The sequence below is a fragment of the Aquiflexum sp. genome (assembly GCF_977115555.1).
On sequence record NZ_CDSBKL010000167.1, the window covers coordinates 1 to 8,420 of the forward strand.

The window sequence follows — 8,420 nt, forward strand, 5'->3', positions numbered from 1 at the left end:
ACTGCCGTTTACTCCGGTAGATGTGGAGACATCCTCTTTGAGGGAAGTTTGGGACTTGACAGGTCGGGCTGTATTGGATTTCAACCAAATCAATACACAGAGATTGGCGGCATTCAACCAGCTGGATTTCAGAATTGATAAGCGCTATTTCTTCAATAAATGGAATCTGAACTGGTATTTTGATGTACAAAATGCCTTCAACTTCCAAGCTGAACAACCTCCTGTTCTGATTCCTGTAAGAGAATCGGACGGAAGTATTAAAATTGATCCAAATGATCCTAGCCGATACCAAATGAAATTTATCGATAATCCTGCAGGAACGATCCTTCCGACCATTGGGATCATCGTAGAGTTCTAAGAATCAGGAATTGGACTTAAAATGAAAAAACCGTCTCCCAACTATGCAGGGGACGGTTTTTTTGGTTAAATTGATTGGGTTTATTGTACGTTTATCAATGATTCACGTCTTCTCATTTTTCCGGCCGGCAATCCATACATCATCTTGAATCTCCTACAGAAATAGGCAGTATCTTTATAGCCCACGTCTTTGCCGATATCTCTGATACTCTTCTTGGAAGTTCTAAGTAACTCAACCGCCGCTTCCATTCTTTGATATTCGATGTAATCCTGAGGATTGATGCCTGTCAACATCTTGAAATACTGCCCTACATAATCCTCAGATACATTGGCCACCTTAGCCAAAACTTTATTGGAAAGGTCCCCGCCAATATTTTTCTTGATATAATTGAACAAGTCTATCAACCTTGGGTCTTTGAAATAGGTACTGTTGGTAGAAAGCTCTTCTACAAACAACCTGTTTTTGAGAACGTGACGGACAATTTCAATTACCAATAGTTCAGTATATAATTTGATTACCCTTTCTTTGCCCGGTGTATTCTGTTCAGATTCTTTGATGATATCCTCGACGATTGTTGCAACCCTATCATTGAACCTGATGACAAAAGGAGGAATTCCCAAAGAGTGGAAGAAGTTTACTACATCAAAAACTTTGGCTTCAAAATTCAGTATCGTAACACAATCTTCTTCAACACTTTTTATCTCCTTAAAGGAGATTGTCTGAAGGTATTTTCTTTTATTGTCAACAAATCCTTCATTGTTGGTTTCTGCTTTTTTCCCTTGTTGGCCAAAAGAAATATTCGTCTTTCTTCCTGCAGGTATAAAAAGAATCTCTCCCTCATTTACCAATTCCATTTCTTCAGAAAATTTAAGAGAACCTTGATGAAGCAAAAAAACGGTATTTTCAGTGTCGCTGTAATCGGATACTGTAACAGGTTTTTCAATTTTGAAATTGTTTCCCTTCAGAAACCTAACCCCGACAGATTCGATTACTTTATTGTAATATTCCATGAAAGCAGTTATTATAGGTTGTGCCGTAAAACTATCACAATTTTCTAAAAGCAAGGTGATTATTCAATATTTTTTTGCATTAAAAAGAAAAAAGGCATAAAAAATAGATTTTATGCCTTTTTTTATGATTTGAATAAGATTATCTTATTATACTTCTTGATATGACTATTTTTTGAATTTCGCTTGTTCCTTCATAAATCTGTGTAATTTTTGCATCGCGCATCAAACGCTCCACATGATATTCTTTCACGTATCCATAACCGCCATGTACCTGAACGGCTTCTATGGTGACATTCATCGCAACCTCAGAAGCATAAAGTTTTGCCATTGCACTTGCAAAAGCATAATCCTTTCCTTGGTCCTTTAGCCAAGCAGCTTTCAAAACCAGAAGCCTTGCTGCTTCAATCTTTGTTGCCATATCCGCCAATTTGAACTGAATGGCCTGATGTTGGCTGATAGGTTTTCCAAAAGCTTTCCTTTCTTTGGAGTATGCAAGGGCTAATTCATAAGCCCCTGATGCAATTCCCAAAGCCTGGGCCGCGATACCGATTCTGCCTCCATTAAGGGTTTCCATTGCAAAAGTAAAACCAAAGCCTTCATCACCGATTCTATTTGAAATGGGAACTTTTACATCAGAAAACATCAAGGAATGGGTGTCAGAGCCTCGAATGCCCAATTTATCTTCTTTTTTTCCAATTACAAATCCTTCCTGACCTTTTTCTACAATGAATACAGAGATTCCTTTATGTCCTTTGGCGGCATCCGTTTGGGCAATGACTAGATAGACGGAGGCAGAACTCCCGTTTGTAATCCAATTTTTTGTGCCATTGAGGATATAATGATCCCCTTCCAATTCAGCCATGGTCTTCTGAGAGGTGGCATCTGAACCTGCCTCAGGCTCTGACAAACAAAAAGCCCCAAGGATTTCACCTGTCGCCAATCTCTTCAAGTATTTCTCTTTTTGAGCTTCAGAACCATATTTTTCCAATCCCCAGCACACCAATGAATTATTGACTGACATGCACACTGATGCCGAAGCATCGATTTTTGAAATCTCTTCCATGGCAAGCACATAGGAAACGGTATCCATTCCTCCACCATTGTATTTGGGGTTTACCATCATTCCCATAAAACCAAGTTCACCCATTTTTTTAACCTGCTCCTTGGGAAATCTTCCTTCAGTGTCTCTGTCAATTACACCCTCCAAAAGTTCGGATTGGGCAAATTCTTTAGCGGCATCCCGGACTGCTTCATGTTCTTCTGTGTATTCGAAATTCATAAGAATATTTGGGTTAATTATTTGGATCGGAAGATATAAGAAAAAAAAATAAGGGACAATTTCTTGCCCCTTAAAGTAAACTCATTTTGTCAATTTAAGTTTCCTCAATCTCTATTTCCAAAGAAAATGAAAATGTAGTACGCCAAAGTGGCCAATGATGCAAGTGCAGCTACCACGTAAGTCATTGCTGCCCATTTCAAAGCATCTTTTGACATTTCGAATTCGGAAGGAGTTACAATGTTCCTTTCTTTAACCCAAGCCAAAGCCCTATTGCTTGCATCAAATTCCACCGGAAGTGTAACAAAAGTGAAAAGCGTCATCACGCCATAGGAACCTACCACTATATATCCTATAAATTCATAAGGAAGTCCCATAAAAGCTCCTCCTAACAAAGATGCGATAAGCACGATATTCAATATTTTACCGCTGATATTTTGTACAGGTACCATTGCGGAACGTAGGTTGAGCCATGCATATGACCTTGCATGCTGGACAGCGTGGCCACATTCGTGGGCGGATACTGCCGCTGCTGCTGCATTCCTTCCATAGAATACATCAGGGCTCAGATTGACAGTTTTGTTCATTGGATTATAGTGGTCTGTAAGTTGGCCTTCCACAGACATTACTTTGACATCGTGGATATTATTATCTGCCAACATCAACTCAGCAATTTCTTTTCCCGAAAGATTTGCCATTAGAGGAGTCTGCGAATACTTTTTGAATTTGCTTTTCAGCTTTGAGCTGACTACAAAACCAAGGCCTGCGAAGACAACAACAATTAAAATCAGAATAATCATAGTTTTTTATTTTTTGCTTTGTGTTTACGAAATTAAGAAGATTTGGATTCTTTTTTGGAAGTTATTTTTAAGACAATTCCCAAAGCCACAAGTCCCAATATCACAATAGTCAAAACCTGACTGCTATGAACGATGACTGCGAATATTTTTCCCTCCTCCTCACTCAGTCCATATGCTATCAAAATAAAGGCCACCAATGCGTGGAAGGTCCCAATTCCGCCTTGGACCGGAGCAACCATGCCAATACTACCCATGACCATGACCATGAGCAGAGAGCTAAGTGACAAGTTGGCAGTAGAAGGGATGGCCAATGCCACTAATACCAAGGTAATAAAGTAAATTATCCAGATCGCAAAAGAACTTCCCCAAAACCCAAATTGGTTTTTCACTTTCCGGATACTGACGACACCTTTTATCAAATCACGAATAAAGTGCCTCAATTTCACAAAAATATTTTTGTCCTTATATTTTTGAAAAGCTAAGTAAAAGAAAATACCAAATATCAAAAGACCGCCAATAAGAAGGGGCAAGTATCTGTTTAACTTTTCCATCAAAGTTGTAAGAGAGACCAATTCAGAAAAAAGTTGAAGAAAGAGGTTTCTTTCAATAACAAAGGCTAGGAAAATTGTAAAAACCAGAAAAAGAAGATCAACGGTTCTTTCTAGAATCACAGTCCCAAATAACTTGCCCACTTGTAATTCGTCGGTTTTTGCCAAAACCCCACAGCGGGCTAATTCTCCAGCTCTAGGAACTAGCATGTTGGTCAGATACCCAATCATCAATGCCCAAAATGCTCTTAAGGAAGAAGTTTTATTTGACTCCTCAGCATCAATAAGTAGTGTCCATCGCCAAGCACGCAACCAAAACCCAAGTAGGGAAACCAATATAGAAAAGCCCAACAATGGAAAGGAAGTCTCCGAAACTGACTTGATCAGGCTTTCCAGACTGATGTCTTTGTACAAAAACCAAAAAATCCAGACAGCAGCTATCAAAGATAATGCAACCTGTATCCATTGTCTTAGGCTTAATTTCACCTTTAAATCAGTTTGTTGTGGTCATCAGGAAAAACAATGACGGGTTTGTGTTTTTTGGCTTCTTCAAAATCCATAGAAGCATAGGAAATGATGATAACAATATCACCAACCTGTGCTTTCCTTGCAGCTGGGCCATTGAGGCAAACCATTCCACTTCCTCTTTCCCCTTTGATAACATATGTTTCCAGCCTTTCACCATTATTGATATTGACGATAGCGACTTTTTCATTTTCAATCATATTGGCAGCATCAAGGATATCTTCATCTATGGTAATGCTACCGACGTAATGTAATTCTGCTTGGGTAATCTTTACCCTGTGGATTTTAGATTTTAAAACCTGGATATGCATGTTGGGAAATTTTGCGCGAATTTAATCAAATATGGAAACATTGTCGATCAACCGGACATCCGAGAAGTAAGCGGCAGCACAGATGGAAACACTTTTTTCTTCTCCGATACTCTCTAATACGTAAAAGGTATCAGAAGTTATCAATTCAAAATATTCCAGTTTCGCTATTGGCTCAGATTCAAACATCTGATTGACCATTTTTCGGATGCTTAACCACGGCCGACCCAATAAAAGTTCTGATTTCGCAAAAAATAGTGCCTTGGAAATAATCCGGGCTGCCTTCCTTGATTCGGGATCCAATCTCAGGTTTCGGGAAGACAATGCCATACCATCCTCTTCGCGTACAGTAGGAACAACATTGATTTGAACATCAAATGAAAGGTCCTGTACAAGCCTTTTGATGATTGCAACCTGCTGTAAATCCTTCTGTCCGAAGTATGCAATATGGGGTTTAACAATATTTAACAGTTTGGAAACCACTATTCCTACCCCATTGAAATGGCCTGGACGGAAGGAACCTTCCAATATTTTATCCAAATGTCCAAAATCAATGGAAAGCAAAGGCTTTGAAGGATAAATGTCCTCGGTATCAGGCAGAAAAAGGTAATTTACCTCAGAATTGTTCAATATTTCCAAGTCTTTGTCCAAAGTTTTGGGGTATTTTTCAAAGTCTTCCTGATTATTGAATTGGGTGGGATTGACAAAGATGGAGACAACCACAATATCAGAATATTGTTTTGCTATTTTGACTAATTCCAAATGACCTTGGTGCAAAGCACCCATGGTAGGTACCAAACCAATGGTTTTATTGTTATTTCGGAGGATTTGGAGGTTTGAATTTACCTCCTCTTTGGTCCCAAGGATATACACTATTGTTGTACTTTGCGAATGTAAAATAGAGGCAAAACTATGTTATTCCTGAGAAAAACAATGGATTTACCGCTTTTTTTTGTATCTTTGTGCGTTTATTATCACTCATCAAAACACAACAAGGTATGTCTAAACTCCGTATTCTCTACGTTGCAAGTGAAATCAATCCGTTTTTACAGACTTCTGAAGTGGCCAATTTCGTAAGGGCCCTGCCCCAAGCGATGCAGGAAATGGGGATGGAAATCCGTATTCTTGTGCCGCGATTTGGACTCATCAATGAAAGAAAGAACAGATTGCATGAAGTAGTGAGGTTGTCAGGAATCAATATTGCCGTAGGAGAAGAAGAGAAACCCTTGATTATCAAGGTTGCCTCAATTCCAAATGCCAAGCTCCAGGTTTATTTCATCGACAATGAAGACTACTTCCAGAGAAAAAGCGTGTTTCATGACAAGCATGAAAAATTCTATGAAGACAATGATGAAAGAGCAATCTTCTTCTGCAAAGGTGTCATAGAAACAGTGAAAAAATTAGGCTGGGCTCCTGACGTGGTGCATTGTAATGACTGGATGACAAGTCTGATCCCAATGTATCTTAAGACTACCTACAAAAACGAGCCTCTCTTTAAGGATACAAAATCGGTGTTTGCTATTTACAATACCGGATTTACCCATAAATTTGGCGACGATTTGTTTGAGAAAGTCAAAATGGTGGACATTGACGATGCCATTTTAGCTCCTCTTAAATCAAAAGATTACGAAGGCTTCCTAAAGATAGGAATGGAATATGCCGACGTGGTCATCAAAAGTGAAGACATATCCGAAAACCTCAGCAAACTCATCGAGGAGTGCTCTAAAGAAAAACAGTGTGAGATTAACAGCGAAGAAGAGAAACTTTTTGAAAGTTATTACAACATCTATAATGACTTGGCCGGCTAAGCTGACCGCTATATTATTTCTTGTTCTTACCATTGCAACTTCCTGCGAGGACCCATCCAATATAGGATTGGAGCTGGATCCTGACAACAATCAGATAGGGGTATTCTACCAAGAAATATCCCTATCTGCTACTGTAGTCCTTCAGGATTCCCTGAGTACTACAAACAGCGGCGTTTTGGTTTATGGAAATGAGGAAAGCGATTTCTTCGGAAAAACCGAAAGTATTGGTTATTCAAGACTTTTCTTCAACAGAGATATAGCAAGGCCTAAAGAAAACGCGGTGCTGGATTCTGTCAAGTTTCTCTTCAACATGAGAGAGGTATTGACAGCAGATACCATAAACCCAAAGACTATCCATGTCCACCTACTTACTGAACAGATCCAGGATATAAACTATTATAATTTCAGCAGTGTAGCCTACGAGCCAACGCCTTCGTTCAGCGCAACTTTTGATTTTACAGACAGGCAAGACACCATTGTATCTACCAAAGTCGACAATGCACTGACTCAGGAAATCTTTACCGAACTAAAAGACGGCAGATACTTTCAAGACATCTTCTCTTTCCGGGAGTTTTTGCCTGGCCTAGCTTTCAAAGCAGAAGAAGGTGAAAATGTGGGATTCGGTACAGTGGTGGGAAACAATACCGGATTTATTTTTTACTTCAAGAATGAAGGAGATACAGTTTCAAGAGCCTATCCCATAGCGACAGGTATTAATTTCAATTTGGCTAGACATTTCAGTCAGGTAATTAACGATCCAACAGGCACACCGATTGAGGTCGTCACTGAACCTACCATTTCTTATGATCTAGGACAATATGCAGGTGGAAAATCCACATTTGGCATGTATGTCAAATTAGACATGAGTCCCTTGGATGAGTTTTTGGACACATTAGTCAATGCCAATTTCAATCAGGTAACTTTGGAAATGGGTCCAGTCATTAATTATTCCCCAAATAGATTGCCCCCACAATTCCATATCATGTTTTTTACCAATGAAACCAATGAAGTTCTTTTTAGGACAGATGGACTTCCCATGGCCGTACAGCCTGACGGTAGGGTTCAGGTAGATCCTAATACATCTGAACCGATTTATTCAGACCAGCCAGCTTTGTTATCTTTCGTAAAGAATGAAAAAACATACAAACAGTTTATCACTTCTCATATAAATGCCCTTTATAGAAAGAAAATGGTGAGGAGAGATTTTCTTTTGTACCCTGCGGTCTCCACGCAGGACAGAAATTTTATTCAATCTTTGGAAGACTATGTGGTTGATCAAAATACCATCAAACTGAAAATCTTTTATTCAAGAAGCAGATCCTTGTAGAACAATGGATTTTAAAGAAGTGCAAATGAAATTCAATTTATTTTAAAAAAGTCTATTTTTTTAGCTGTAATTTTTAGGATAATTCTAAAAAGCATACATTTGGAAAGTTAAATTTTTAAATATGTGTGGAATAGTAGCTTATGTAGGGCAGCAGGAAGCCTTACCTATCATTATAAAAGGCCTTAAAAGACTAGAGTACCGTGGCTACGACAGCGCGGGAGTTTCATTAATCGGTAAAGACGGCCTAAGTATTTACAAGAAAAAGGGGAAAGTTTCCGAATTGGAATCCCACCTCCAAAATTTCGAAAATCTTAATTCGAAAATTGGAATAGGACATACGCGTTGGGCCACACATGGTGAACCCAATGATGTCAATGCCCATCCTCATTATTCTTCCAATGAAAAATTTGCGATGATCCACAACGGCATCATTCAAAATTATGATGTCCTCAAAACAGAC

At 38.9% G+C, this 8,420-nt stretch carries 8 protein-coding genes and 2 pseudogenes; 4 read left to right on the plus strand and 6 right to left on the minus strand.

All coding sequences use genetic code 11. The features are described 5' to 3' along the window. Positions 1–358, plus strand: a pseudogene (locus ACZFYI_RS11150) (TonB-dependent receptor); the annotation flags it as partial. Positions 359–438: 80 nt separating this feature from the next. Here ACZFYI_RS11150 and ACZFYI_RS11155 read toward each other — a convergent pair. From ACZFYI_RS11155 to panC, 6 genes are all read right to left on the minus strand, one after another. Further along, positions 439–1,368, minus strand: a complete 930-nt coding sequence (locus ACZFYI_RS11155) for a helix-turn-helix domain-containing protein (RefSeq protein WP_462524208.1) — start codon at positions 1,366–1,368, stop codon at positions 439–441. A 139-nt stretch (positions 1,369–1,507) separates the two neighbouring features. After that, positions 1,508–2,647, minus strand: a complete 1,140-nt coding sequence (locus tag ACZFYI_RS11160; protein ID WP_462524209.1) for an acyl-CoA dehydrogenase — start codon at positions 2,645–2,647, stop codon at positions 1,508–1,510. 104 nt (positions 2,648–2,751) lie between these two features. After that, positions 2,752–3,444 (minus strand): zinc metallopeptidase, encoded by a 693-nt coding sequence (locus tag ACZFYI_RS11165; protein ID WP_462524210.1) that lies wholly within the window; start codon positions 3,442–3,444, stop codon positions 2,752–2,754. 32 nt (positions 3,445–3,476) lie between these two features. Then, complete coding sequence (locus ACZFYI_RS11170) at positions 3,477–4,478, minus strand: lysylphosphatidylglycerol synthase transmembrane domain-containing protein (RefSeq protein WP_462524211.1); 1,002 nt, start codon at positions 4,476–4,478, stop codon at positions 3,477–3,479. 2 nt (positions 4,479–4,480) lie between these two features. Beyond that, positions 4,481–4,828 (minus strand): aspartate 1-decarboxylase, encoded by a 348-nt coding sequence (gene panD / locus ACZFYI_RS11175; protein ID WP_241143485.1) that lies wholly within the window; start codon positions 4,826–4,828, stop codon positions 4,481–4,483. A gap of 21 nt (positions 4,829–4,849) precedes the next feature. Beyond that, a complete protein-coding gene (gene panC, locus ACZFYI_RS11180) occupies positions 4,850–5,698 on the minus strand; it encodes a pantoate--beta-alanine ligase (RefSeq protein WP_462524212.1) in 849 nt (282 codons plus the stop codon). A gap of 125 nt (positions 5,699–5,823) precedes the next feature. Between panC and ACZFYI_RS11185 the strand changes: the two genes are divergently transcribed. From ACZFYI_RS11185 to ACZFYI_RS11195, 3 genes and pseudogenes are all read left to right on the plus strand, one after another. Beyond that, complete coding sequence (locus tag ACZFYI_RS11185) at positions 5,824–6,633, plus strand: glycogen/starch synthase (RefSeq protein WP_462524213.1); 810 nt, start codon at positions 5,824–5,826, stop codon at positions 6,631–6,633. Continuing rightward, entirely contained in the window at positions 6,617–7,960 is a 1,344-nt protein-coding gene (locus tag ACZFYI_RS11190) for a DUF4270 family protein (RefSeq protein WP_462524214.1), read from the plus strand. The genes ACZFYI_RS11185 and ACZFYI_RS11190 overlap by 17 nt, the downstream gene beginning before the upstream one ends. A 121-nt stretch (positions 7,961–8,081) precedes the next feature. Then, positions 8,082–8,420: pseudogene (locus ACZFYI_RS11195) on the plus strand (glutamine--fructose-6-phosphate transaminase (isomerizing)); the annotation flags it as partial.

Bases quoted from the DNA above. Each gene is read 5' to 3' on its own strand.
- ACZFYI_RS11155 (WP_462524208.1), bottom strand. From the start codon at position 1,368: ATGGAATATTACAATAAAGTAATCGAATCTGTCGGGGTTAGGTTTCTG.
- ACZFYI_RS11160 (WP_462524209.1), bottom strand. From the start codon at position 2,647: ATGAATTTCGAATACACAGAAGAACATGAAGCAGTCCGGGATGCCGCT.
- ACZFYI_RS11165 (WP_462524210.1), bottom strand. From the start codon at position 3,444: ATGATTATTCTGATTTTAATTGTTGTTGTCTTCGCAGGCCTTGGTTTT.
- panD (WP_241143485.1), bottom strand. From the start codon at position 4,828: ATGCATATCCAGGTTTTAAAATCTAAAATCCACAGGGTAAAGATTACC.
- ACZFYI_RS11185 (WP_462524213.1), top strand. From the start codon at position 5,824: ATGTCTAAACTCCGTATTCTCTACGTTGCAAGTGAAATCAATCCGTTT.
- ACZFYI_RS11190 (WP_462524214.1), top strand. From the start codon at position 6,617: ATGACTTGGCCGGCTAAGCTGACCGCTATATTATTTCTTGTTCTTACC.